Genomic DNA, 24,488 nt, shown 5'->3' with positions numbered 1-24,488 from the left:
TTATCCGCACTATGCCCGAATAGCGCGCGCGCGAAAGGGGGAATCCCGTCGCAGCCTAGACCAGCCGCGACACGTCCACCGCCGCGCGCACGAAATCGGCGAAAAGCGGGTGCGGGTCGAAGGGTTTCGATTTCAGTTCCGGGTGGAACTGCACCCCGATGAACCACGGATGATCTGCATATTCCACGATCTCTGGCAGGCTGCCATCGGGCGACAGGCCCGAGAAGGTCAGCCCCTTCTCCTCCAGCGCCTTGCGGAACTTGGTATCGACCTCGTAGCGGTGGCGGTGGCGTTCCTCGATCCGGGTGGTGCCATAAATCTCGGCCACGCGCGACCCTTCCAGCAGATTCGCGTTATACGCCCCCAGCCGCATGGTGCCGCCTTTGTCGTCGCCGACCTTGCGTTCCACCTTGTGGTTGCCCTGCACCCATTCTTTCAGGTGGTAAACGACGGGCGTAAAACGCTTTTTGCCCGCTTCATGGTCGAATTCCTCTGACCCGGCATCGTCAATGCCCGCCAAGTTGCGGGCGGCTTCGATGCAGGCCATCTGCATCCCCAGACAGATGCCGAAATAGGGGATCTTCTTCTCGCGGGCGTAAGTCGCGGCGCGGATCTTGCCTTCGGTGCCGCGCTCGCCAAAGCCGCCGGGCACCAGAATGGCGTGATATGGCTCCAGTGCGGCGGACGGGTCTTCGCTGTCGAACACCTCGGCGTCGATCCAATCCACCTGCACCTTGACGCGGTTGGCGATACCGCCATGCACCAAGGCTTCCTTGATGGATTTATACGCGTCCTCGAGCTGCACATATTTGCCCACGATGGCGATGCGCACCTCGCCCTCGGGGTGCTGCAAGCGGTCCATCACATCGTGCCAGCGGTCCAGCTGCGGGCGCGGGGCAGGGTTGATGCCGAACGCGTCGAGCACGGCTTGGTCCAGACCGGCCTCGTGATAGGCCAAGGGCGCTTCATAGATTGACGACAGGTCATAGGCCGGAATGACCGCTTCGGGCCGCACGTTACAGAACAGCGCGATCTTGCCGCGTTCCTTTTCCGGGATCGGATGCTCGGACCGGCAGACGAGCACATCGGGCGCGATGCCGATGCTCTGCAATTCCTTGACCGAGTGCTGGGTCGGTTTCGTCTTCAACTCGCCCGACGCCGCCAGATAGGGCAGCAGCGTCAGATGCATGAAGATGCACTGATCGCGCGGGCGTTCATGGCTGAACTGGCGGATCGCCTCGAAGAAGGGCAGACCTTCGATGTCGCCCACCGTGCCGCCGATTTCACACAGCATGAAATCGACCTCATCCTCGCCCACGGCCAAGAAGTCCTTGATTTCATTGGTCACATGCGGAATGACCTGAATGGTGCGGCCCAGGTAATCGCCGCGCCGTTCCTTTTCCAGCACGTTCGAGTAAATCCGCCCCGATGACACCGAATCGGTGCGCCGCGCGGCAACGCCGGTGAACCGCTCGTAATGGCCAAGGTCCAGGTCCGTTTCCGCGCCATCATCGGTCACGAACACTTCGCCATGCTCGAACGGCGACATGGTGCCGGGGTCCACGTTCAGATAGGGGTCAAGCTTGCGCAGCCGCACGGTAAAGCCGCGCGCTTGCAGCAAGGCACCCAGCGCCGCAGAGGCAAGCCCCTTGCCAAGGCTGGAGACGACACCACCGGTAATGAAAATATAACGCGCCATGGGTCTGCTCGGACCTCCCCGTGAAGTGTCAGAATTGGAAATCGGCGCGCAAGACGGCACACCTTCACGGGAGTTATGCCTTACCCGAGAACTGGCCCGCCCGCAAGCGGCAGTGGCTTAGTCAGCCGGGGGCGGGGCCAGCGAATCGTCGGTCAGGCTGGGCGGCAACAGCGAGTCGCCTGCGGGCAACTCTGGCGCTGCCGGTGCCTCTGCCGGGGCGGGCACGCCAAGGCGGTCCAAAACCGAAGTGCTGGCCGATTGCTGGGCTGCCAGAACCGTCAGGAACAGCGAGGTGCAGATAAAGGCAATCGCCAGACCCCATGTCAGCTTGGCCATCGCCGTCAGCGGCGGGCGACCGGCTTGCGGATTGCCATCGCCACCGCCAATGCCCAGACCGCCCCCTTCGGAGCGCTGCACCAGCACGACGCCGATCAAGGACAGCGCCAGCAGAAGATGAACGATTAGCACGACATTTTGCATCAGGAAACCCGCTCTTCGGTTATCGGGCCTACTTAGGGGTTGCGAAAGCTGCCTGCAACCCCGCATCGCAAGGGCAAAAGCCTCAGTTTCGGGTTTTCCGTGCCGTCAGGACAGGGTAAGACCGGATCGGTTTCAGCAAGGAAGGGTCCGGGAATGGCCAATGTTGTCGTGGTCGGCGCTCAATGGGGCGACGAAGGCAAGGGCAAGATCGTCGATTGGTTGTCGGAACGCGCCGATGTGGTGGCGCGCTTTCAAGGCGGTCACAATGCCGGGCACACGCTGGTCATTGACGGCAAGGTCTACAAGCTGCACGCGCTGCCCTCTGGCGTGGTGCGCGGCGGCAAGCTGTCGGTTATCGGCAATGGCGTGGTGCTGGACCCGTGGCACCTGGTCAAGGAAATCGAAACCATCCGCGCCCAAGGTGTAGAGATCACGCCCGAAACCCTGATGATCGCGGAAAACACACCGCTGATCCTGCCGTTCCATGGCGAATTGGACCGCGCCCGCGAAAGCCAGAACTCGGTCGCGAAAATCGGCACCACAGGGCGCGGAATCGGCCCGGCCTACGAGGACAAGGTCGGCCGCCGCGTGATCCGCGTGGCCGATCTGGCCGATGACGCCACGTTGGAATTGCGCGTGGATCGCGCGCTTGTCCACCATGACGCGCTGCGCCGTGGCTTGGGGCTGGAACCGATCGACCGCGCCGCGCTGCTGGCCAGCCTGCGAGAGATCGCGCCGCAAATCCTGCCCTTCGCGGCCCCCGTCTGGAAGGTTCTCAGCGACAAGCGCCGCGCGGGCAAGCGCATCCTGTTCGAAGGAGCGCAAGGGGCTTTGCTGGACGTGGATTTCGGCACCTATCCCTTTGTCACCTCGTCCAACGTGATCGCGGGGCAGGCGGCGACGGGGGTGGGCGTTGGCCCCGGTGCCATCGACTTTGTGCTGGGCATTGTCAAAGCCTACACCACCCGCGTGGGCGAAGGCCCGTTCCCGACAGAGCTGGAAGATGCCGACGGCCAGCGCTTGGGCGAGCGCGGGCATGAGTTTGGCACCACCACGGGCCGCAAGCGCCGCTGCGGCTGGTTCGATGCCTGCCTTGTGCGCCAGACCTGTGCCACATCGGGCGTGAACGGCATTGCGCTGACAAAGCTGGATGTGCTGGACGGGTTCGAGACGCTGAAAATCTGCGTGGGCTACGAGCTGGACGGTCAGGTCATGGATTACCTGCCCACCGCCGCCGAGGCGCAGGCGCGCTGCACGCCCGTCTATGAAGAGATGCCGGGCTGGTCCGAATCGACCGAAGGCGCGCGGTCCTGGGCCGATCTGCCTGCGAACGCGATCAAATATGTCCGCCGCGTGGAAGAGTTGATCGGCTGCCCGGTCGCACTACTTTCCACGTCACCGGAACGCGAAGACACGATCTTGGTAACTGACCCTTTCGAGGATTGATGGCCCTATCCTACAAAGCCCGCAAACGCTGGTCCATTCTGGCCCTTGTGGTGGCATTGCCGCTTTACATCGTGGTCACGGTCAACGTGGTCGAGATGTTCGACCGCCCGCCCTTCCTGGTGGAACTCGTCATCTATGTCGTGTTGGGGATCGTCTGGGCCTTCCCGCTGAAAAAGCTGTTCATGGGTGTGGGCCAGCCCGACCCGGACGCGCCGAAAGACTGATTGGCCCTTTGGCCAAGAAAAAAGCCCCGGCGCGATTGCCGGGGCTTTTTCATGTCATGGTGTGCGGGCTTAGCGCTGGGCGTATTTGCGCGCGGGCTCGTCATATTCCGAAGCCGGGGCAAGGCGGAAATTGCCCGCGTTGCCACGTTCCAGACGGCCCTCGCGCAGAAGCGTGCCAAAGCCGCGCAGCATGTCCTCGCGGCTGACTTCCTTGCCCTCGTTATAGGCCAGAACAAAGCTCATCAGCTCGGGGCGCGAGAATTCGTCCTGCCCAAGGATATGGGTGGAATAGGCCGCGGCGGCTTCGATCTGGTCGTCCAGCAACCACGCATCCACGTCATCGGCAAAGGCTTTGAACGCGGCCACGGTTTCCGCCGGGATCGGGGCTTTCTCGGCCTCGGCCACGATGGCTTCTACGTTCTGGCCGCTGCGCACGCGGCGCGGGCGGATCGGGCCGTCGGATGCGGGCATCTCATCGACGCGCTGCTCTGAGACCAGCACCAGCGGCGTGCGACCGGGCTGCGGGCGCTCCGTGCGGCGCTCGCCCGCCATCGCGGGGCGGCGCGGGCGCGGGGCCAGCGCGTCAGCCGGGTCCGCCGCGACAGGCTCTGCCGGGGCGGGGGCCGGGCGTTCGGTCTTGGGCGCGACCGGCGCGGGGCGGCGTGCGACCACGGGCTGCGGCGCGGGTTCGGGGTCTGCCACGGGCTCGGGCTGCGGGGCGGCAGCCGGGGCTTCGGCGACGAGGTCGTCCTCATCCTCCAGCTCGTCCCAAGCTTCGTCTGGCATCTCTGCAAAGCTCGGACCTTTCGCCTTCGCCAGAAGCTCGGCCTTGGCAAGGGCAGGTTCCAGCGGGGCAGGGGTGTCCATGCCCGCGCGATACTTGTCGATCTCGCGGTCCTGTTCGATGTCGCGGCGGCGCGGCCCTTCGACGATCTCTTCGGCGCGGGTTGCGGCGACGGCGACCTTGATATGCTCGAAGGTTTCGCGACGGCGCGCCGATTCGCGCTCGCCCAGTTCCGATTTCGCGGTTTCCAGCAGGCGCTCGGCGGTGGCGTCGGTGTCGCCGGGAATGCGCTTCTTGGCCTTGCGGTTGAAATGCGGGTGCTTGATGACCGCTTCCTGTTCGATTTCGGCAAGCTCTTCCACCAGCGCGGCTTCGGACCCGCCCGGCAAACCGGTCGCGCCTAGTACTTCGCGGATTTCGCTGCGCAGGCTTTCGATGGAATGACGCTCTGCTTCCAGACGCTCGGCATCTTCCAGCTCGCGGGCCAGCTCAGCCTCGAAATCGTCCTCGTCGCCGAACTCTTCAGCGGCGAGGGTGGCAGCCGGTGCCGACTCTGCCATGTCGGGCGCGGCTTCGGCCAGTTGCGGGGCGTCCTGCGCTATCTCATCGGCGAAACTGTCGTTTTCTTCATCGTCCATGGCTTGGGCCATGACAGGCGCGGCGTCTTCGGTCGCGGACTGCGCGCTTTCGGCGGCGACGGTGTCGTCGTCATCCTCGTCGAACAGGCCGAAATCGTCGAACTCGTCGTCGTCATCCGCTGCCTCTGCCACGGGACGCGGCTGCGGCGCATCTTCTGCGGCCGGTTGCACATCCATCTCGTCCGACAACGCGTCTTCGACGAAATCGGGCATGTCGTCCTGCGCCGTCTTGAACGCGTCGGGGTCGAATGCCATGGCGTCGTCAGACATCAGCCCGGCCAGCGTGTCTTCCAGCTCTGCGCTGTCATTGCCTGTGACCTGTGCTGTGTCGGGTGTCTCGACGGGCATCTCGGGCGCTGCCATATCGGTCTGTGCGGTGTCCGTGTCCGGGCCGGTTTCCGACTTGGCCACGGCGGCACGGATGCGCGCCAGCTTGTCCGAGACTTCGGCGGGCACGGCATCGGTCTGTGCCTGTGCGCCACCAGCGGCGGCCATCATGGCCGCAGAGGCAACGCTCGACTTCGCAAGCTCGGCCAGCGACGGGCCGGTCTGCGGTTGTGCAGGGGCTGCCGTCAATGCAGGGGCAACGGACTCTGACTGCTGGCGCAGCACGATCCCGTTTTCCTGAACCTGCGATTCCACCCGGCGCTTGACCTCGCGCTCGGCAATGCGATGCAGCATTTCGGCATCCGGGGTCGGCGGTTCGGCCCCGAAATAGCGGTCTTGCGCCGCCAGGTCGCGGAAATATTCCGCGATTGCCTGCATGGTGCCGAAAGGTTCGTCAAACCCCTCCAGCGTGCACGAAAACGTGCCGTAGGACACGGTAAGTATCTTGTTTGGACCAACCATCACATCGCTCTTAATTTAACTGCACATTTCCCGAAGATTGCGGATCAGCAAAGCGATTACATGTTTGAACTTGGGTTTTTTGATGATCTGTTTATGACCAACCCCCAAGCCCCGTGCCGCATTCGGAAAGTAGCCTATTGCCCCCGATTTTCCAAACACAGTCTGGTGTCACGCTGGTGGGCGGGGCGGGTTTCGACGCAGCGGCACTTGGCGAAGCGCTGGCTTTGGCCCCCGATCTGGTGGCTGCCGACGGTGGGGCCAATCACCTAGATGACATGGGCCACACCCCCCGCGCGGTGATCGGCGATCTTGATTCGATCCGCCCAGAGTTGCGCGACCGTCTGGGCGCGCGGGTGCACCATATCCCCGAGCAGGACAGCACCGACCTGGACAAATGCCTGCGCTCTATCGACGCGCCTTTCCTACTGGGGGTGGGGTTTCTGGGGGCGCGGCTGGACCATACCTTTGCCGCCATGGCGTCGCTTGTGCAGCATGGCCGCGCGCGGGTGCTGCTGGTCGGGCCACAGGATATTTGCTTGCTGCTCCCACCCCGGCTGGAGATGCGCCTGCCCCAAGATGCGCCCGTGTCGCTGGTGCCCATGGGGCCGGTGACGGGGCAATCGCGCGGGTTGCACTGGCCGATTGACGGGATCGATTTCGCGCCTGACGGGCGGATCGGCACGTCGAACCGCATGGCGGGCGACAGGCTGGAATTGACGGTGTCGGCCCCCAAAATGCTGCTGATGTTGGAGCGCCGCGCGCTTGGCGCGACCTTGGACGCGGTGATTAGTGCGCCCGACTGGTAAGTCCAGAAAAACAGTTGCGCCGACTCGGGGAAGCGCCTAAAGCCGGAACTGCTTTGGTCCGGGGACATTCGCCCCCGGTTAAAATGGGAACGCGGTGCGCGGCCGATCTGGCCGCAAATCCGCGACTGCCCCCGCAACTGTAAGCGGTGAGCGATGCCGGCATATGCCACTGTGGATTGATCCACGGGAAGGCCCGGCAAAGCATCGACCCGCAAGTCAGGAGACCTGCCAAAGTGCTCACCCTATCCCGGCGCGGGCGGCGCTGCGGGTAACGGTCTGACCGTAGCGGTGACACCTTTCGCCGTCTGCGGTGCGTTCTGCACCCGCCGACAATTCTGACGACCGGGCCGCGCCAGCGGTCCACGCATAGGTGTAGACACATGACGACACGCCATTTCCTTGGCACCGTCGCCGCCCTTGGCCTGATGGCCGGCGGCGCGGACGCGCAAGAGATCATCAACCTTGAAGAAGTGACCTTCTCGGCCAACCTGACCGAAACGGAACTGTCCCGCTCGGGCGCATCGGTCACGGTTCTGACCGCCGAGGACATTGCCCAAAGCGGCGCGACCACGATGGTTGACCTGCTGCGCCGCCAGCCGGGACTGAGCCTGACCCAGAACGGCGGCATGGGCAGCCCCGCGACCTTGCGGCTGCGCGGGACAGAGGGGCGTTACACCGCGATTTTCGTCGATGGCATTCGTATTGATGACCCGTCGGGCGTGCAGACCCAGACCGACATCGCGCAAGTCGCACTTTCGAATATCGGCCGGATCGAGATCCTGCGCGGTTCGCAATCCGCGCTTTACGGCGGCTCTTCGGTGGGTGGTGTGGTCAATATCACCACCCTGCGGGCCGAAGAAGACGGGCTGAGCCAGACATTCAACGCCGAAGCGGGCAGCAACGCGACCGCGCTTGTGTCCTACGGCCTGGCCTACCGCCAGGGCCGGTTGGAGCTGTCTTTCGGCCTGTCGCACCAGCGCACCGATGGCGAAACCGGGTTCGAGGGCACGCCCACCGGCGTGATTTATGCGCCCAATGCCGAAGCGGATGGGTATGAGCAGACGAAACTGAACTTCGCCGCGCGCTATCAGGTCACGGATATGCTGGCGCTTGGGGTGTCGGGCTTCGTGCAGCGCTCCAACACCGAATACGATACGTTCGACACGCTTGGCTTTGCCTCGCTCGACCCGAATGCCGATGCCGAAGCCGACTGGCGGCAATGGGGCGTGCGCGCCTTTGCGGAATTCGACCTTGGCATGGGCACACAGGAAATCGGGGTCAGCCGCTACAATGTCGAGCGCCGCTATATCGAGCGTGTGACTTTCCCGTCCGACAATACCTATATCGGCGAGCGCACGCGCATCGACTGGAAAGGCGTGTCCGAACTGTCCCCCGGCTACACGTTGGCCTATGGCGCGGATTGGGAGCGCGAGGATTACGACCAGTCCGGCACCTTTGGCGGGTTCCGGTCCGACACCACGATCAGCGGCGTTTACGCCCAGATCCTTGCTCGCCCGACTGATGCGCTGGATGTGACGGCGGCCATCCGTTACGATGATCATTCGCGTTTCGGTGGGTTCCTGACGGGCCGTGTCAGCTTTGCCTACCAGGCCAGCGATGCGCTGACCCTGCGCGCGCAGATCGCCCGCGGCTTCCGCGCGCCGTCGAATTTCGAGCTGTTCAGCGCCTTCGGCGATCCGACGCTGGGGGCGGAAACCAGCGTCTCGGGTGAAATCGGGGCGGATTACCGGCTGGCCAATGGCGGGCTGCTGTCGGCAACCGTGTTCGAGGTGCGCATCGACGGCAAGATCGACTATGATTTCGTCACCTCGCGCTACGCGCAGATCGGGGCTTCGCGCAATCGCGGGGTTGAACTGTTCGCCGAGGTGCCGCTGACAGAGCGTCTGGGGTTGACCGCAGCTTACACCTATACCGACGCAAAGGTCACGAAAGGGCCGACCGCGGGCACACGGCTTGCGCGTGTGCCGCGCCATCATCTGAGCGTGGGCGCGGATCTGGAGATCACCGACCGCCTGCGCGGCTCTGTCGGCGTGCTTCATGTCGCGGACCGCACGGCCGGCCTGCAAGACTACACAACCGCCGATATGGGCCTGCGCTTTGATCTGACGGACACTGCCGAACTCAGCCTGCGCGTGACCAATATGTTCGACAAGGACTATCAAGAGGTCACGGGCTACAACGCGCCCGGCCGGGCATTCTACCTTGGCCTTGCGGCGCGCTTCTAAAGCCCTTGGCGCGGCCCTTGCCCTGTGGGCGGGGGCGGCGCTTGCGGGGCCACCCGAGCGGGTGGTCTCTATCAACCTGTGCACCGATCAGCTGGCCATGCTGCTGGCCGCGCCGGGGCAATTGCTGTCGGTCTCGCATATCTCGCACGATCCCAACGTGTCGGTCATGCGCGATCAGGCGCTGGGCTACCCGGTCAACCATGGGCAGGCTGAAGAGGTCTTCGCCATGGCCCCCGATCTGGTGCTGGCGGGTCAGTTCACCTCGTCCTACACCGTGGGGCTGCTGCGGCGCCTTGGGGTCGAGGTGGCGCAGCTTCCCATCGTCACGAGCCTTGACCAGATCCCCGACGCCATTCGCGACATGGGCCGCCTGCTGGGCCGCGAGGACCATGCCGAGGCGGTCGCCGAGCAGTTCACGGCCGATCTGGCCGCGCTGCGTGCCGATCCGGACCGCCGCCCCCGCGCGGCCCTGCATTACGCCAATAACTACACCTCGGGCGACAAATCGCTGGCCAATGACATCCTGACGGCGGCAGGCTTGGCCAATATCGCGCTCGAGGCGGGGCTGTCGGGCGGTGGCGTGTTGCCGATGGAGCGGCTCATCATGCTCATGCCCGACCTCATCATCTCGGGAGAGGCCTATCCCGGTGCCTCGCGCTCTGAAGCGGTGCTGACCCATCCGGCGCTGGACGCGCTGCGCGACCGCCATGCGGGCCGCGCCATCACCGATGCCGAATGGGTCTGTGGCACTCCGACGGTGCTGCGTGCCATCGCACGGTTGCAAGGGGCCGCACCATGACCCGCGCGCTGGCTCTTGTGCTGATCTTGCTGGTCGGGGCGCTTTTCGCGCTGTCGCTGCTGATCGGCCCGGCAGGGCTGACGCCCGCCACCTCGCTGGCCGCGCTGGTGCGGGGCGAGGGGCTGGCCGAAACGCTGGTCATGCGCGAAATTCGCCTGCCGCGCGCCATTCTGGCCGTCCTGATCGGGGCCGCGCTGGGCTTGGCGGGCGCGGCGATGCAGGGCTATCTGCGCAACCCGCTGGCCGAACCGGGGCTTCTAGGCGTGTCTGGTGCGGCGGCCTTGGGCGCGGTCATCGCGCTGCAAACCGGCTTTGCCGCGCAGGTGGCACTTGGCCTGCCGCTGGCGGCACTGGCGGGCGCGGTGCTGGCCGTGGCGCTGATCCTTGCCTTGGCCGGGCCCCGCGGCGGCGCGCTGACGCTGATCCTTGCGGGGATCGCGGTTTCGGCACTGGCGGGCGCGTTGACGGCGCTCGTCCTCAACCTGTCGTCCAACCCCTTCGCCGCGTCGGAAATCATGTTCTGGATGATGGGCTCGCTGGCCGACCGGTCCATGACCCATGTCTGGCTGGCCGCCCCGTTTATCGGGCTGGGCGGCGCGGTGCTGCTGGCCCAAGGCCGCGCTTTTGACGCGCTGACACTGGGCGAGGACAGCGCCGCAAGCCTTGGGGTGAACCTGCCGCGCCTGCGTTTGACCTTGGTTCTGGCCATTGCCAGCATGGTGGGCGCTGCCACGGCGGTGGCGGGCGCGGTGGGTTTCGTGGGGCTGGTCGTGCCGCATATCCTGCGCCCCTTCGTGGGCGCGCGGCCCTCGCGGCTGCTATGGGCCTCGGCGCTGGGGGGGGCGGTGCTGGTGCTGGCGGCTGACATCGCGGTGCGGCTGGTGCTGCCGGACCGCGACCTGAAGCTGGGGGTGCTGACGGCCATCGTGGGCGCCCCCCTGTTCCTGCATCTGGTCTATAAAACACGGGCGCAGGGGCTATGACACAACTGGTCCTGACAGATTTCGCCGTCGCCCGTGGCCCTTGCGATGTGCTGCGCGACATAAACCTGACCGTTGGCGCGGGCGAATTCGTGGGCCTGCTTGGCCCCAATGGTGCCGGCAAGACAACACTCATGCGCGCGGCGCTGGGGCTGATGCCGCATCGCGGGCGCTCGTCGTTGTCGGCCTTGCCCATCAAGGAGCGCGCGCGCGCCGTTGCGTGGCTGCCGCAAGCGCGTGAAATCGGTTGGCCGGTCAGCGTGGCCGATCTGGTCACGCTGGGGCGGCTGCCGCATCTGGCCATGGGCCAGCGCCCCAGCCCCCAGGACCGTGCCGCGATCGACAGCGCGCTGTCGCGGATGGGGCTGGACGCCTTCGGAAATCGGATCGCCACGCAATTGTCGGGCGGCGAGCAGGCCCGCGTGCTGATCGCCCGCGCGCTGGCGCAGGACACGCCGCTTCTGATGGCCGATGAACCCGCAGCGGGGCTGGACCCCGCGCATCAGATCGGCCTGATGGAGACCCTTGCCGCAGAGGCCGGGCGCGGCCGCTGCGTGATCGCGTCGCTGCACGATCTGGGGCTGGCGGCGCGCTATTGCACAAGGCTGGTGGTGCTGGCGCAAGGCGGCATCGCCGCCGATGGCCCCCCGTCCAAAGTTTTGACGCCCGAGCTTCTGGCGCGTGTGTTCCATATCCGTGCCCTCGTGCAGCAGACCCAAGACGGGCCGCTTTTCCAGCCCATCGGGGTGGTGTGATGCAGGTAACGCTTCACGCGCCATGGCTGGACTGCGATCTGGGCGCGCCGCAGCGCGTGCTCAGCTGGGCACCCTTTCGCGCGGGCTACCAGACGGCGCGGCGCATCCTGTGGCGGCAGGTGCGCAATGCCGACCTGCCCGCCGATCTGGACGTGGCCACTTGGTTCGCGGCCCAGATGCGCGCGCGGCAGGCGGATGAAGCGATTGGCCTTCTGACCTCGCGCGATGTGACGTGCCACCACCTGGTTTGTACGCAGGTTCAGGGTGTCGAGGCGCAGGCGCTCGCCACGGTCGGGCTGTCGAATGCCGAAGCCGTGGGCGGGCGGGCCGACCGGACGGGTCGCGACTGGGACAAGGTGATCCCGGCCTATGGCACGATCAACATCGCCGCGTGCCTGTCCTTGCCCTTGTCCGACACCGCACTTCTGGAAGCGCTCAGCATCGCAACACAGGCCCGCACCGCGGCGGTGATCGCGGCAGGCCACCGGGTGCCGGGCGGTGCGGTTGCAACCGGCACAGGCACCGATTGCATCGTGGTGGCCGCCCCGGCAGGGGCACAGGAGTATTGCGGCCTGCACACCGCCCAAGGTGAAGCGCTGGGCCGTGCGGTGTTTGACGCAGTCGCACGCGGCGCGGCAGAATGGCAGACCAGCATCGGCCTGCAAAGCGAGGGATGATGACAGAGCTTCGGGATTTCATGCAAACCGGCGGCCCCGCGCTTTGGGCGATTGCCGCGCTGTCGGTGCTGACCTTGGCGGTCATCTTGTGGAAAGCGTGGGATATGGCGCGGCTGGGCGCATGGTCGCGTGGGCCGTCGGACGCCGCGATTGCCGCATGGCAGGGCGGCGCGGGGCAGGGCGCGCTTTCCCCCCTTGCCGGGCGCAACGGGTTGCGCGCGCGGGTGCTGCGCCGCGCGATCGAGGCGCGGCTCGACCCCGCCATGCCAGACCCCGCCGCCCGAGAGGAGACCACCCGCGTGGCCAAGGGCGCGCTGATGCAGGCGCGGCGCGGGCTGCGGGTGCTGGAACTGATCGCCACCATCGCGCCGCTGATCGGTCTTCTGGGCACCGTGCTGGGCATGATCGAGGCGTTTCAGGCGCTGCAAGCTGCGGGCAACCGGGCCGACCCGGCGGCGCTTGCGGGCGGCATCTGGCAAGCCCTTCTGACCACGGCGGCGGGTATGGCCGTGGCGATCCCGGCCTCCATGGCGCATAGCTGGTATGACAGTATTTGCGAAGCTGTGCAGGCCGATCTGGAAGATCTTGCCACGCGTGTCTTTACCCATAGGGGGGAATGATGTTCCGCTTCGGCCCCGCCCATCGCCCGCCGCGCCGCCCCGCGCTGACCCCCATGATCGACGTGGTCTTCCTGCTGCTCGTGTTTTTCATGCTGGCGGCGCGGTTCGGGCAGGATGTGGGGCTGGCGCTGTCACCTGCGGGCCAAGTAGCAGGCAGCTATTCCGGCCCGCCCCGGCTGGTCGAATTCTCGGGCGGCGCGGTCTGGCTGAACGGGGTGAAGACCGACATGGCCGCTTTGCCAGCCGCGCTTGCGCCGCTTATGCCCGATGCCGATGCGCTGGTCGTGCTGCGCCCGCGCGCAGGGGCCAGCGTTCAGGACACGGCAGAGCTGACCGACGCCTTGCGCGCGGCGGGCGTGGATGCGCTTGTGCTGATGGAGCCGTGATGGATTTCGTCCCTCCCTCTCGCCCGCGTACGCCGCGCGAAAGCGTGGTTCCCATGATTAACGTGGTGTTCCTGCTGCTGATCTTCTTCTTGATGAGCGCGCAGATCGCCCCGCCCGACCCTGCGGATGTGACGCCGCCCAGCGTGGTGTTTTCCGATGGGCCTGTGCCTGCCGAGGGTCGCGTCCTGTGGCTTGCCGCCGATGGGCGCTTGCTGGAGGAGGGCGGGGGCGCGCCAGACATGGCAGTGCTTGGCCCGCAGGTCAGCTTGCGCGCGGATGGAGCCGCGCCCGCGGCCGATCTGGCGCGGGTGTTGCGGGCACTGGCCGTGGCGGGCGTGCGCGATGTTACGCTTGTTGCGCGGCAGGGGGGCGGATGATGCGCGCTTGGGCGGAAATCGCGGGGTTCGGGACAGTGGCACTTGCCGCCCATCTGGCCGCCTTCGCAGCCGTTGCCCCGGACGGCATGGCAGCCGGTGGCGATGGCGGTGCAGGGGCGGTGACGGTTGCGGCCCCTCTGGGGGCTGCGGACCCCGCGCTTTCGGCCATGGTGCGCGCATGGACGGCCCCGGTCGCGGTTGCCGCCCCGGCAGAACCGCTTGCGCCGCCCGCCGCCCGCGCAGAGCCTGACAGCTTGCCACAGCTTGCGCCCACAGCCTTGCCCAGCTTGCCGGGCATGATCGCGCCCAATGCAGATGCCGCGCCGCGCCTTGCCGCGCCCGACTTGCCCAAGCTGTTCGACCGCCCCGAGACCCCGCCAGAGGTCCGCCCCCGCGCGCGGCCCGACCCACGGGCGAAAGCCGCCGCGCCCGCGCCCCGTGCCAGCGCGCCCGCGCAGCGTGCAGGTGGCCAAGCGGCCAGCGCCCAGCGTGGGCAGGGCACGGCGCAAGTGCAAAGCGGCGGTGGGAACAGTGCCAGCGCGCTTGCCGAATGGGGCGGGCGCATTCGCGCCGCCGTGCTGCGCGCGCAGACCCGGCCCCGCACGAATGCCAGCGGCGTGGTGCGGTTGCGTCTGGCGGTCACGGCCGCCGGGCAATTGGCGGGGGTCAGCATTACCGGCAGTTCCGGCAATGCCGCGCTGGATCAGGCGGCGGTGCGCGCCGTGCAGCGCGCCCGCCTGCCACGCGCGCCGGGTGGCGTGAGCGGGACGCATCAGTTCAACCTGCCTGTGGGGTTTCGGTAGGCGAGAAGCCGCGCAAGCGGCGGGCCGGGGGCTGCCGATCCAACCGATAGTCTATCGTGCTTTATGGTTGCCAAATCCGTGAAAGCGGGGAGCTGTGCACCATGGCAGACAAATCGGCAGGCCGCGGGACGGCCCGCCGATTGCGCGGCGGCCTGCGGCCTTGATTCCGCGCCATTCAGGTCAAAGCGCCGCCCCGATCGCAACCCCGATTGCAACCAGCGCACCGCCTGCCAGCCCGTAACCCAGCGGGCCAACGCGCCGCGCCGCAGAGGGTGCGGGTTTGGGATGGGCTTGGGCGATCAGCGCCTCTTCCACAAGGCGCGGCAGGCGCGGGCCGAAGCGTGACAGGATCTTTGCCGTCTGCGCCAGATCGCGGGCAAAGGCCTGCGGGCCGACATGGGTGCGGACATATTCCTCGACCACGGGCTTGGCGACCTGCCACATGTTGATCTCGGGGTTCAGAGAGCGCGCGACCCCTTCGACCACGACCATGGTGCGTTGCAGCAAGATCAACTCGGTGCGGGTTTCCATGCCGAAACGCTCTGTCACTTCGAACAGGTAGGCCAGCAGCTTCGCCATCGAGATATAGCGCGCATCCATCCCGAAAATCGGCTCGCCCACAGAGCGCAGCGCGCGGGCGAAATCGTCGATGTCGCGGTCGGGGGGGACATAGCCCGCCTCGAAATGCACCTCGGCCACGCGGCGGTAATCCTTGCGGATGAAGCCGAACAGGATCTCGGCATAGGCGCGGCGGGTATAGGTGTCGATCCGCCCCATGATCCCGAAATCGAAGGCGACGATCCCGCCATCCGCCGTGACCTTCATGTTTCCTTGGTGCATGTCGCCATGAAAGAACCCGTCGCGCAGCGCGTGGCGCAGGAACAGGGTCAGCACGCGGGTGCCCAGCTCGCGCCGGTCGATGCCGAGTGCATCTAGGGCTGTGTTGTCGCCCATGGGCACGCCCTCGGCCCAGCCCAGCGTCATCACCCGGCGTTGCGACAGGTGCCAGACCGGGCGGGGCAGCGAGAAGCCCTCGTCCCCTTCGGTATTGGCGGCGAACTCGGCGGCAGAGGCGGCTTCGATCCGCAGGTCCAACTCGCCCTCGACCAGCGTTTCAAAATGCGCGATCACATCGAGGGGGCGCAGGCGGCGCGATTTCGGCAGCAGCAATTCGATGATTTGGGCAGCCAGGTGAAACGCGTCCACATCTCGGCGAAAGGCACGCTCCACGCCGGGGCGCAGCACCTTCACGGCCACTTTCGCGCCGGTTTCCGTCAGCCGGGCTTGATGCACCTGCGCGATGGACGCGGCGGCGACAGGTTCGGACAGTTCGGAAAAGGCTTCGGCCAGCGGCATCCCCAACTCGGCCTCGATCTGGGCAATCGCCTCTGCGCGAGAGAAGGGGGGCAGCTTGTCTTGCAGGTAGCGCAACTGGTCGGCCAGCTCTTGGCCCACCACGTCGGGGCGGGTGGCAAGCGTCTGGCCGAACTTGATATAGGCAGGCCCCAGCGCCGTCAGCGCCCGCACCAAGGGCGGCAGTTTCGGGTCGCCCTTCAGCCCCAGCATCTTGAACGGCCAGCCCAAGACGCGAGCCGCCAGCCGCAGGCGGGCGGGGGCATTCATCGCCTCCAGCACCTCTGCCATGGCGCCCGTGCGCTCGAAGGTGGCGCCGGTGCGCACCAGCCGCCAGATATTATGCGGTCCGCGCATCTAGATCTTCCAGCCCGAATGCAGCGCGGCGATGCCCATGGACAGGTTGCGGTATTTTACCTGTTCGAACCCAGCCGCGCGGATCATGGCCGCGAACGTCTCCTGATCGGGGAATTTACGGATCGATTCGACCAGATACTGGTAGCTGTCGCGGTCGCCCGTCACCAGCTTGCCCATCGGCGGGATGATGTTGAAGGAATACAGATCATAGACCTTCTGCATCAGGTCATTCGGGATCTGGCTGAATTCCAGCACCATCAGCCGCCCGCCGGGGCGCAGCACGCGGAACGCCTCTGCCAGCGCGTCCTGCACGCGGGTCACGTTCCGGATGCCGAAGCTGATGGTGTAGACGTCGAAGCTGTTATCCTCGAAGGGCAGCGCCATCGCATCGCCCACCACCCAGTCGAGGGACGCCGCCATGCTCTCGGCCTCGGCCCGCGTCTGTCCTGCCAGCAGCATCGATTCCGTCATGTCCAGCACAGTTGCATGGGTGCCTTCGCCCGCGCGCTGCAAGAAGCGAAACGCCACATCGCCCGTGCCGCCCGCCACGTCCAGCAGCCGCTGGCCGGGGCGCGGGGCCAGCCAATCCATCATCGCGTCTTTCCAGATGCGATGGATGCCCATGCTCATCAGATCGTTCATCACGTCATACTTGGACGCGACGGATGAAAACACGCCATGCACCATGCCCGCCTTCTGATCTTCATCGACCGTCTGAAAGCCGAAATGCGTGGTGGTCTTGTTCTCGGTCATGGCTGGGTTCCATTCGCTTGGCCCTTGCGGGGGCGTCTTCCCCCTCCTTATAGGGTTTGGGGGGCGCGATACAATGCGACCTCGCGCCGTGTTGGGGGGCATATGCCGGAATTGCCAGAGGTCGAAACCGTGCGCCGCGGGCTGTTGCCCGCGATGGAAGGCGCGGTGATCGAACGCGCAGAGCTGCGCCGCGCCGATCTGCGTTGGCCGTTTCCGCCCGATATGGCCAACCGGTTGACAGGCGCGCGGGTCTTGGCGCTGCGCAGACGCTCGAAATACCTGCTGGCCGATCTGGACCGGGGCGAGACGCTGATCGTCCATCTGGGTATGTCAGGGCGCATGACCGTATCGGGGCTGGCCGCCCCGCATGTGCCGGGCAAGTTCCATTTCGACCACCCGGCGCTGGAAAAGCATGACCATGTGATTTTTCACTTGGGCAATGGCGCGCGCGTGACCTTCAACGACCCGCGCCGCTTCGGGGCGATGGACCTGTGCACCACGGCCACGCAGGACAGCCACAAGCTGCTGGCGCAGATCGGGCCGGAACCCTTGGGCAACGGGTTCGACGCGCTCTATCTGGCGGCACAACTGGCGGGCAAACGCACACCCATCAAGGCGGCCCTTCTGGATCAGCGAATCGTGGCGGGGCTTGGCAATATCTATGTCTGCGAGGCGCTGCACCGCGCGGGCATCCACCCCGCCCGCGCTGCCCACAGAATAGGCGCGGCCCGGCTGGAACGCTTGGTCCATGAAATTCGCGCCACCCTGACAGAGGCCATCGCGGCGGGCGGCTCATCGCTGCGCGACTATCGGCAGGCCGATGGGGCGCTGGGCTATTTTCAACATGGTTTCAAGGTCTACGGGCGCGAGGGGCAGCCTTGCCAGACCGACGGGTGCCGCGGCACCGTGCGCCGGATCGTGCAATCGGGGCGGTCGAGTTTCTACTGCCCGGCCTGCCAACGCTAGGTCAGGTTCCCGCAAGATCACTTGAACATGGGGGCCAAGCTGGTAAGGCAGGGGACTGACTGAAACAGACAAGGTGCCGCACCATGGCCTATGAAACGCTGATCGTCGACATCTCGGACCATGTGGCGGTGATCCGCCTCAACCGTCCCGATGCGATGAACGCGCTCAACACCAAGCTTCTGGCGGAACTGACCGAAGCGATGCAGGCCGCGGATGCCAATGACAAGGTGCGCTGCATGGTGCTGACGGGGTCGGACAAGGCCTTTGCCGCCGGGGCGGATGTCAAGGAAATGGCCGACAAGACCTTTATCGACGTCTATCAGGAAGACCTGTTCGGACCGGCCTGCGACGCCATCGCGGCACTGCGCAAGCCCGTGATCGCTGCCGTGGCGGGCTATGCCTTGGGCGGGGGCTGCGAACTCGCCATGCTGTGCGATTTCATCATCGCCGCCGACACCGCCAAATTCGGCCAGCCCGAAATCAACCTTGGCATTGTCGCGGGCATGGGCGGCACGCAGCGCCTGACGCGGCTTGTAGGCATGTCGAAGGCGATGGACATGCACCTGACGGGCCGCTTCATGGATGCCGAGGAAGCCGAACGCGCGGGCCTTGTCAGCCGGGTTGTCCCCGCCAAGAAGCTGATGGACGAAGCCCTCTCTGCCGCCGGAAAGATTGCCGAGAAATCGCAGATCACCACGCTCGCGGTGAAAGAATCGGTCAACCGCGCCTATGAGGGCAGCCTGCGCGAAGGGCTGCTGTTCGAGCGACGGATGTTCCACATGATGTTCGCCTCTGAAGATCGCGCCGAAGGGATGCAGGCCTTCCTTGAAAAGCGCACCCCGCAATTCCGCGACCAGTAATTGCCCCTTTTCTTTCGCGCAGGCTTGGCCTATAGAGCGCCCCACATGCGCGTGGGCCCGCTTAAGGCAAGTTTGACCGTGGTCATTTCGGCCACTCGGGTCCGTTGTGCGACAGAATTGTAACGAACCCGAAGAGAAGACACGCAAATGGCAAACACTCCTCAATCCAAGAAGCGCGCCCGTCAGGCGGAACGCCGCACCGACATCAACAAGGCACGCCGCTCACGCATCCGCAGCTACCTGCGCAAAGTCGAAGAGGCCATCGCCTCTGGCGACCAGGCAAAAGCGACCGAAGCCCTGCGCGCAGCCCAGCCCGAACTGGCCCGTGGCGTGACCAAGGGTGTGTTGCACAAAAACACGGTCGCCCGCAAAATGTCGCGCCTGTCGGCACGCGTCAAAGCCTTGGGCGCGCAGGCTTAACTACCTGAAAATTATGATGAAAAGCGCGCCTCGGGCGCGCTTTTTTGGTTTGGGTTGTGGTGCGATTTGCACAGCTGCGTGATTCTTTTCGGGCTTCCGTGCGGTCAAGTGCGTTGTTGTGTTGCGCAGCTTCAAGAGCGGTTGCTAATGTCCCCTTGCGAGTCACGCTGTCCTGGGGGGGACGAGTTGGGGCAAGGGCGCTTCCTGCGCCGCGATCCTTGACGTGACGGGCTGATGCACCCTGATGAAGGGCGCTTTCGTCCGCTTCTTCCCAGAGATCACGGAATGCCGGTATCCGGCCAGACGACATGCCCGCTTTCCCGTCGGGGAAGGTGTCATTTCGCTGTCGCATAGGGTGCGGAAAGCAAGAATAACGGGTTGGGTTGATGATCGCTCAGGAATGGTCAAAGGTTTCCAAGGAACTGCGGCAAGAACTGGGCGAAAGCAGCTTCAAAAGCTGGATCGAACCGCTTGAGCTGATCGCCGTGGAAAACGGTGTCGCGCGGTTGCGCGTGCCGTCCCGCTTCGTGGGCGACTGGGTGAAACGCAACTATCACGACCGGATCGTGGCAGGCTTGCGCCGTGAACATGCGGACCTCAGCCAGTTGGAATTCTCGGTCGCGGGCAATTCATCGCCGCGCCCGGCCAAGCCCGCCGCGCCCGTCGCAGACAGTGCCGAAGTGCTGGAAGGCGCGCCGCTGGAAGGGCGCTACACCTTCGACAATTTCGTGGTCGGCAAGCCCAATGAACTGGCCCATGCCGCTGCCAAGCGCGTGGCCGAAGGCGGGCCCGTCACCTTCAACCCGCTGTTCCTGTATGGCGGGGTCGGTTTGGGCAAAACCCACCTGATGCACGCCATCGCGCATGAGCTGCACCAGACCCGCCCGGACCTGCAAGTTCTGTATCTGTCGGCCGAACAATTCATGTATCGCTTCGTGCAAGCGCTGCGCGACCGGCAGATCATGGATTTCAAGAACATCTTCCGCTCGGTCGATGTGCTGATGGTGGATGATGTGCAATTCATCGCCGGCAAGGACAGTACGCAGGAAGAATTCTTCCACACGTTCAACGCCTTGGTGGACCAAAACAAGCAGATCATCATCTCTGCCGACCGCGCCCCCGGAGAGATCAAGGATCTGGAAGATCGCATCACCTCGCGGATGCAATGCGGGCTGGTGGTGGATCTGCACCCGACCGATTACGAATTGCGGCTGGGTATTTTGCATCGCAAGGCGGCCAGCTTTGCCGAAAACCTTGGCCCGGTGCATGTCGGCGACGGGGTGTTCGAATTCCTTGCGCATCGCATCACCAACAATGTGCGCGTGCTGGAAGGCGCGTTGCAGCGCTTGTTCGCATTCTCCAACCTGATCGGGCAGCAGATCACGCTGGACATGGCGCAGGATTGCCTGTCGGACCTGTTGCGCAGTTCTGACCGCCGGGTGACGGTCGAGGAAATCCAGCGCAAGGTGTCCGAACACTTCAACATCCGCCTGTCGGACATGCTGGGGCCGAAACGCGCGCGCAATATCGCGCGGCCCCGCCAGATTGCCATGTATCTGGCCAAAGAGCTGACCTCGCGGTCGCTGCCCGAAATCGGCCGCCGCTTCGGCGGGCGCGATCACACCACGATCCTCTATGGTGTGCGCAAGGTCGAAGAAATGCGCGCGACCGATAGCCAGCTGGCCGAAGACGTGGAATTGTTGCGTCGCCTGTTGCAAAGCTGACCTGAACAGCCCAAAAGACCTTGCCGCGCCTGCGAAATTGGCTAGGCTCCGTTAACCCGGAGGGCCAGTCGCGCGCGATGCGCGGGATGTGAAGAAGGATCGAGCGTATGAAGATCAGCATAGAGCGGGCGGCACTTCTGAAAGCCGTGTCACAAGCGCAATCTGTTGTTGAACGGCGCAACACCATCCCGATCCTTGCGAATGTCCTGATAGAGGCCGAGGACGCGCAAGTCACCTTCCGCGCCACCGATCTGGATGTCGAGGTGCTGGACCGTGCTCCCGCGATGGTCGAACGCGCCGGGGCGACCACCGTCTCGGCGGTTTTGCTGCATGAAATCGTGCGCAAGCTGCCCGATGGCGCGATGGTCGAACTGGCAGATGACAGCCGCTCTGGCCGGTTGCAGGTGACGGCGGGACGCTCCAGCTTTGCGCTGGCGACGCTCCCGAAAGAAGATTTCCCGGTCATGGCGACCAGCGAATATGCCGCCAATTTCTCTGCTCCCGCCAAGGCCTTGCGGCGGCTGTTCGACAAGTCGAAATTCGCCATTTCCACCGAAGAGACCCGCTATTACCTGAACGGCGTCTACATGCATGTGGCCGAAGGCGAGGGCGGGCGCGTGCTGCGCTGCGTGGCGACCGATGGCCACCGGCTGGCGCGGGTCGATGCGCCGCTGCCGGACGGGGCCGAAGCCATGCCCGGCGTGATCGTGCCGCGCAAGACCGTGGGCGAGTTGCGCAAATTGCTGGAAGACGACGACATGCAGATCGCGGTCTCGGTGTCGGAAACCAAGATCCGCTTTGCTACGCCTGACATCACGCTGACCTCGAAGGTCATTGACGGCACCTTCCCCGATTACACGCGCGTCATCCCCTCGGGCAACACCAAGCGGCTGGAAGTGGACGCGGGCGATTTCGCCAAGGCGGTGGACCGGGTTGCGACCGTCTCGTCCGAACGTTCGCGCGCGGTCAAGCTGGTGCTGGAAGATGACAAGCTGGTCTTGTCGGTGAACGCGCCCGATAGCGGTGCGGCAGAAGAAGAGCTGATCGTCGCCTATGCCGACGAGCGCTTGGAGATCGGCTTCAACGCGAAATACCTGCTGGAAATCGCCAGCCAGGTGGACCGCGAGAATGCGGTGTTCCTGTTCAACTCTTCGGGCGACCCGACGCTGATGCGCGAAGGCAATGACACATCGGCGGTCTATGTCGTGATGCCGATGCGGGTGTAGCCGCCCGCAAGCCTGCATCCGTAGGGTGCGTGCTTGCACGCACCGCCCTTGGCAAAGTGCGGGGCCATGTCCGTTCATCTGTCCCACCTGACCCTGTCGCATTTCCGCTCGCACCAGCGCACGCGGATGGTGTTCGACGGGCGGCCCGTGGCAATTCATGGGCCGAACGGGTCGGGCAAGACCAACATTCTCGAAGCGATATCGTTGCTATCACCCGGTCGTGGGTTGCGCCGTGCCACCCCGGATGAAATGGTGCGCCGTCCGCAAGCTTTGGGCTGGAAGTTGCGCGCGGAATTTGCCACCCAGGATGGCCCGCGCCTGGCAGAGACATGGGCCGAGCCCGGTCAGTCGCGGCAGGTGCGCATCGACGAGAAATCCACCACCCAACTGGCGCTCGGCTCGCTTGCGCCCATGCTATGGCTGACGCCCGCGATGGACCGGCTTTGGCTGGAAGGGGCAGAGGGGCGGCGGCGTTTTCTGGACCGCACCACGCTTAGTTTCGCACCCGATCACGCGGCGCAGGTGCTGGCCTATGACAAGGCCATGCGCGAGCGCAACCGCCTGCTGCGTGACGGTGTGCGCGACGCGCGCTGGTTCGCCGCGCTGGAAGCGCAGATGGCAGAAGCGGGCGCCCGCATCACCGCCAACCGCCGCGCGGCGTTGGCCGCGCTGGCGGACCATGCCGACCCCGACAGCCCTTTCCCGATGGCCGAGATGACGCTCGATTGCACCGCGCCCGACGATCTGGCCTCTGCGCTGGCCGAGAACCGCGCGCGCGACATGGCCGCCGGACGCAGCCTGATCGGGCCGCACCGGGCCGATTTGCGCGCGGTCTGGACCGCCAAGGGCATGGAGGCCGCGCAATGCTCGACCGGCGAGCAGAAAGCCTTCCTGATCTCTGCCATTCTGGCCAATGCGCGCGCGCTGTCCGCGCAAACCGGCACCGCGCCCATCTTGTTGCTGGACGAAGTGGCGGCGCATCTTGACGCCGCCCGCCGCGCGGCGCTTTATGACGCGGTTTGCGCCATGGGGGCGCAATGCTTCATGACCGGCACCGGCCCCGAATTATTCGCAGAGCTTGGCCTGCGTGCCCAAGCCTTCGCGGTGGCGGAAAAGGACGGCGTGTCGCAACTGTCAGAGGAATATCCATGACCCTACCGCGTCAGCGCATTTCGCTTGTCACCCTTGGCGTGGCCGATCTGGCCCGCGCCCGTGCCTTTTACGCGGCCTTGGGCTGGGTCGAGGCTGAGGCGACCGAAACGGTCGTCTTCTTCCAGATGCAGGGGCAGGCGCTGGGTCTGTTCGGGCTGAAGGATCTGGCGCAGGATCAGGGGCGCGCGGGCGCAAGTCTTGGCACCGGGGCCATGACGCTCGCGCAGAATTTCACCTCGCAGGCCGAGGTCGATGCCGCTTTTGCCGAAGCCTTGGCCGCAGGTGCAACCGCGCTGAAGCCGCCCGAGCCCGTGTTCTGGGGCGGCTATTCGGGCTATTACGCCGACCCGGATGGCCATGTCTGGGAAGTCGCGCATAACCCGTTCTGGCCCTTGGCCGAGGATGGCAGCCTGACGATTCCGGTGCCCGCATGAGTATCGCGGCCCTTGACCTGCTGTTTTACGCGGGCGCCATCCTGATCCTGTTCCTGACCCCCGGCCCGGTCTGGGTGGCCCTGACCGCGCGCGCCATGTCGGGGGGCTTCGGTTCTGCCGCGCCCCTCGCCGTGGGCGTGGCGCTGGGCGACATGCTCTGGCCCTTGGCCGCGATCTTCGGGCTGACATGGATCTTGTCGCTTTACGGCGATTTGCTGGGCCTGATGAAATGGGTCGCCATGGCCATGTTCATCATCATGGGCGTGCAACTGATACGTCACGCGGGTGCCCGCATCTCGACCGACAGCCGCCTGACGCGTCCGGGGCGTTGGGCGGGGTTTCTGGCTGGGGTCAGCGTGATCCTCGCGAACCCCAAGGCGATCTTGTTCTACATGGGCGTGCTGCCGGGCTTTTTTGATCTGAGCCAGATCAACGGGTTGGATATTGCGGCCATTCTGCTGGTCTCTGCCAGTATTCCGATGATGGGCAACCTTCTCTTGGCCTTGGCCATTGACCGCGCCCGCGCGCTGTTGCGCTCTGGTCAGGCCATGGCGCGGGTGAACCGCATCGCGGGCGTTTTGATGATCGCGGTCGGGGTGGTGATCGGCTTCACTTGACGCAAATCATCTTGCGCGACGCAAGAAAAAACCCGGCCTGATTGGCCGGGTTTTATG

General features: G+C 65.4%; 25 protein-coding genes and 1 riboswitch. Of the genes, 20 read left to right on the top strand and 5 right to left on the bottom strand.

The window, feature by feature from the left end; genetic code table 11:
* Positions 1 to 55 precede the first annotated feature (55 nt).
* Together J1C52_RS01140 and secG are read right to left on the bottom strand one after the other, a co-directional pair.
* Entirely contained in the window at positions 56 to 1,699 is a 1,644-nt protein-coding gene (locus J1C52_RS01140; RefSeq protein WP_227426078.1) for a CTP synthase, read from the bottom strand.
* Between the two features lie 117 nt (positions 1,700 to 1,816).
* Positions 1,817 to 2,179, bottom strand: coding sequence for a preprotein translocase subunit SecG (secG, locus tag J1C52_RS01135; RefSeq protein WP_227426077.1), 363 nt, complete (start codon positions 2,177 to 2,179; stop codon positions 1,817 to 1,819).
* A 153-nt stretch (positions 2,180 to 2,332) separates the two neighbouring features.
* Between secG and J1C52_RS01130 the strand changes: the two genes are divergently transcribed.
* Positions 2,333 to 3,625 carry an adenylosuccinate synthase gene (locus tag J1C52_RS01130; protein ID WP_227426076.1) on the top strand — a complete coding sequence of 431 codons (1,293 nt, stop codon included), beginning with the start codon at positions 2,333 to 2,335 and terminating at the stop codon, positions 3,623 to 3,625.
* On the top strand, positions 3,625 to 3,849 hold the full coding sequence (locus J1C52_RS01125; protein ID WP_227426075.1) for a DUF2842 domain-containing protein: 225 nt from the start codon (positions 3,625 to 3,627) through the stop codon (positions 3,847 to 3,849). Before J1C52_RS01130 ends, J1C52_RS01125 begins: the two co-directional genes overlap by 1 nt.
* Positions 3,850 to 3,918: 69 nt before the next feature.
* Here the strand turns inward: J1C52_RS01125 and J1C52_RS01120 are convergent, their stop codons facing one another.
* Positions 3,919 to 6,120, bottom strand: coding sequence for a hypothetical protein (locus J1C52_RS01120; protein ID WP_227426074.1), 2,202 nt, complete (start codon positions 6,118 to 6,120; stop codon positions 3,919 to 3,921).
* Positions 6,121 to 6,257: 137 nt separating this feature from the next.
* Between J1C52_RS01120 and J1C52_RS01115 the strand changes: the two genes are divergently transcribed.
* The 10 genes from J1C52_RS01115 to J1C52_RS01070 all read left to right on the top strand — a co-directional run bounded on the left by J1C52_RS01115 (position 6,258) and on the right by J1C52_RS01070 (position 14,569).
* Positions 6,258 to 6,926, top strand: coding sequence for a thiamine diphosphokinase (locus J1C52_RS01115; protein WP_227426073.1), 669 nt, complete (start codon positions 6,258 to 6,260; stop codon positions 6,924 to 6,926).
* 37 nt (positions 6,927 to 6,963) lie between these two features.
* A riboswitch (cobalamin riboswitch) is annotated at positions 6,964 to 7,173 on the top strand.
* A gap of 133 nt (positions 7,174 to 7,306) precedes the next feature.
* Positions 7,307 to 9,172 carry a TonB-dependent receptor plug domain-containing protein gene (locus J1C52_RS01110; RefSeq protein ID WP_227426072.1) on the top strand — a complete coding sequence of 622 codons (1,866 nt, stop codon included), beginning with the start codon at positions 7,307 to 7,309 and terminating at the stop codon, positions 9,170 to 9,172.
* The gene (locus tag J1C52_RS01105; RefSeq protein ID WP_227426071.1) at positions 9,150 to 9,971 is read left to right on the top strand and encodes an ABC transporter substrate-binding protein; all 822 of its coding nucleotides are present in this window, start codon (positions 9,150 to 9,152) and stop codon (positions 9,969 to 9,971) included. Before J1C52_RS01110 ends, J1C52_RS01105 begins: the two co-directional genes overlap by 23 nt.
* A complete protein-coding gene (locus J1C52_RS01100) occupies positions 9,968 to 10,954 on the top strand; it encodes a FecCD family ABC transporter permease (RefSeq protein ID WP_227426070.1) in 987 nt (328 codons plus the stop codon). Before J1C52_RS01105 ends, J1C52_RS01100 begins: the two co-directional genes overlap by 4 nt.
* Positions 10,951 to 11,706, top strand: coding sequence for an ABC transporter ATP-binding protein (locus J1C52_RS01095; protein ID WP_227426069.1), 756 nt, complete (start codon positions 10,951 to 10,953; stop codon positions 11,704 to 11,706). Before J1C52_RS01100 ends, J1C52_RS01095 begins: the two co-directional genes overlap by 4 nt.
* On the top strand, positions 11,706 to 12,383 hold the full coding sequence (locus tag J1C52_RS01090) for an adenosylcobinamide amidohydrolase (protein WP_255618331.1): 678 nt from the start codon (positions 11,706 to 11,708) through the stop codon (positions 12,381 to 12,383). Before J1C52_RS01095 ends, J1C52_RS01090 begins: the two co-directional genes overlap by 1 nt.
* Positions 12,383 to 13,003: a MotA/TolQ/ExbB proton channel family protein gene (locus J1C52_RS01085; protein ID WP_227426067.1), complete on the top strand. Its 621-nt coding sequence runs from the start codon at positions 12,383 to 12,385 to the stop codon at positions 13,001 to 13,003. Before J1C52_RS01090 ends, J1C52_RS01085 begins: the two co-directional genes overlap by 1 nt.
* Positions 13,003 to 13,389, top strand: a complete 387-nt coding sequence (locus J1C52_RS01080) for an ExbD/TolR family protein (RefSeq protein ID WP_227426066.1) — start codon at positions 13,003 to 13,005, stop codon at positions 13,387 to 13,389. The genes J1C52_RS01085 and J1C52_RS01080 overlap by 1 nt, the downstream gene beginning before the upstream one ends.
* Positions 13,389 to 13,766, top strand: coding sequence for an ExbD/TolR family protein (locus J1C52_RS01075; protein ID WP_227426065.1), 378 nt, complete (start codon positions 13,389 to 13,391; stop codon positions 13,764 to 13,766). The genes J1C52_RS01080 and J1C52_RS01075 overlap by 1 nt, the downstream gene beginning before the upstream one ends.
* Complete coding sequence (locus J1C52_RS01070; protein ID WP_227426064.1) at positions 13,763 to 14,569, top strand: cell envelope integrity protein TolA; 807 nt, start codon at positions 13,763 to 13,765, stop codon at positions 14,567 to 14,569. Before J1C52_RS01075 ends, J1C52_RS01070 begins: the two co-directional genes overlap by 4 nt.
* Positions 14,570 to 14,749: 180 nt before the next feature.
* Here the strand turns inward: J1C52_RS01070 and ubiB are convergent, their stop codons facing one another.
* Together ubiB and ubiE are read right to left on the bottom strand one after the other, a co-directional pair.
* Positions 14,750 to 16,279 (bottom strand): 2-polyprenylphenol 6-hydroxylase, encoded by a 1,530-nt coding sequence (ubiB, locus tag J1C52_RS01065; protein ID WP_227426063.1) that lies wholly within the window; start codon positions 16,277 to 16,279, stop codon positions 14,750 to 14,752.
* Positions 16,280 to 17,032, bottom strand: a complete 753-nt coding sequence (gene ubiE / locus J1C52_RS01060; protein ID WP_227426062.1) for a bifunctional demethylmenaquinone methyltransferase/2-methoxy-6-polyprenyl-1,4-benzoquinol methylase UbiE — start codon at positions 17,030 to 17,032, stop codon at positions 16,280 to 16,282. It abuts the gene before it with no gap.
* Positions 17,033 to 17,134: 102 nt separating this feature from the next.
* On the opposite strand from ubiE, the gene mutM reads away from it, so the two are divergent.
* From mutM to J1C52_RS01020, 8 genes are all read left to right on the top strand, one after another.
* Positions 17,135 to 17,998, top strand: coding sequence for a bifunctional DNA-formamidopyrimidine glycosylase/DNA-(apurinic or apyrimidinic site) lyase (mutM, locus tag J1C52_RS01055; RefSeq protein ID WP_227426061.1), 864 nt, complete (start codon positions 17,135 to 17,137; stop codon positions 17,996 to 17,998).
* 83 nt (positions 17,999 to 18,081) lie between these two features.
* Positions 18,082 to 18,858 carry an enoyl-CoA hydratase gene (locus J1C52_RS01050; protein WP_227426060.1) on the top strand — a complete coding sequence of 259 codons (777 nt, stop codon included), beginning with the start codon at positions 18,082 to 18,084 and terminating at the stop codon, positions 18,856 to 18,858.
* 147 nt (positions 18,859 to 19,005) lie between these two features.
* On the top strand, positions 19,006 to 19,278 hold the full coding sequence (gene rpsT / locus J1C52_RS01045) for a 30S ribosomal protein S20 (protein WP_227426059.1): 273 nt from the start codon (positions 19,006 to 19,008) through the stop codon (positions 19,276 to 19,278).
* Positions 19,279 to 19,664: 386 nt separating this feature from the next.
* A complete protein-coding gene (gene dnaA, locus J1C52_RS01040) occupies positions 19,665 to 21,002 on the top strand; it encodes a chromosomal replication initiator protein DnaA (protein WP_227426058.1) in 1,338 nt (445 codons plus the stop codon).
* A 107-nt stretch (positions 21,003 to 21,109) separates the two neighbouring features.
* Positions 21,110 to 22,228, top strand: coding sequence for a DNA polymerase III subunit beta (gene dnaN / locus J1C52_RS01035; protein WP_227426057.1), 1,119 nt, complete (start codon positions 21,110 to 21,112; stop codon positions 22,226 to 22,228).
* 66 nt (positions 22,229 to 22,294) lie between these two features.
* Positions 22,295 to 23,380 (top strand): DNA replication/repair protein RecF, encoded by a 1,086-nt coding sequence (gene recF, locus J1C52_RS01030; RefSeq protein ID WP_227426056.1) that lies wholly within the window; start codon positions 22,295 to 22,297, stop codon positions 23,378 to 23,380.
* Positions 23,377 to 23,814, top strand: coding sequence for a VOC family protein (locus tag J1C52_RS01025; RefSeq protein WP_227426055.1), 438 nt, complete (start codon positions 23,377 to 23,379; stop codon positions 23,812 to 23,814). Before recF ends, J1C52_RS01025 begins: the two co-directional genes overlap by 4 nt.
* Positions 23,811 to 24,431, top strand: coding sequence for a LysE family translocator (locus J1C52_RS01020; RefSeq protein ID WP_227426054.1), 621 nt, complete (start codon positions 23,811 to 23,813; stop codon positions 24,429 to 24,431). The genes J1C52_RS01025 and J1C52_RS01020 overlap by 4 nt, the downstream gene beginning before the upstream one ends.
* The last annotated feature ends 57 nt before the right edge of the window (positions 24,432 to 24,488 follow it).

Source organism: Roseibaca sp. Y0-43, assembly GCF_020667835.1.
Classification (GTDB): domain Bacteria; phylum Pseudomonadota; class Alphaproteobacteria; order Rhodobacterales; family Rhodobacteraceae; genus Roseinatronobacter.
Note: the sequence above shows the minus strand (reverse complement) of the source record. Positions and strands in the feature narration are given on the sequence as shown.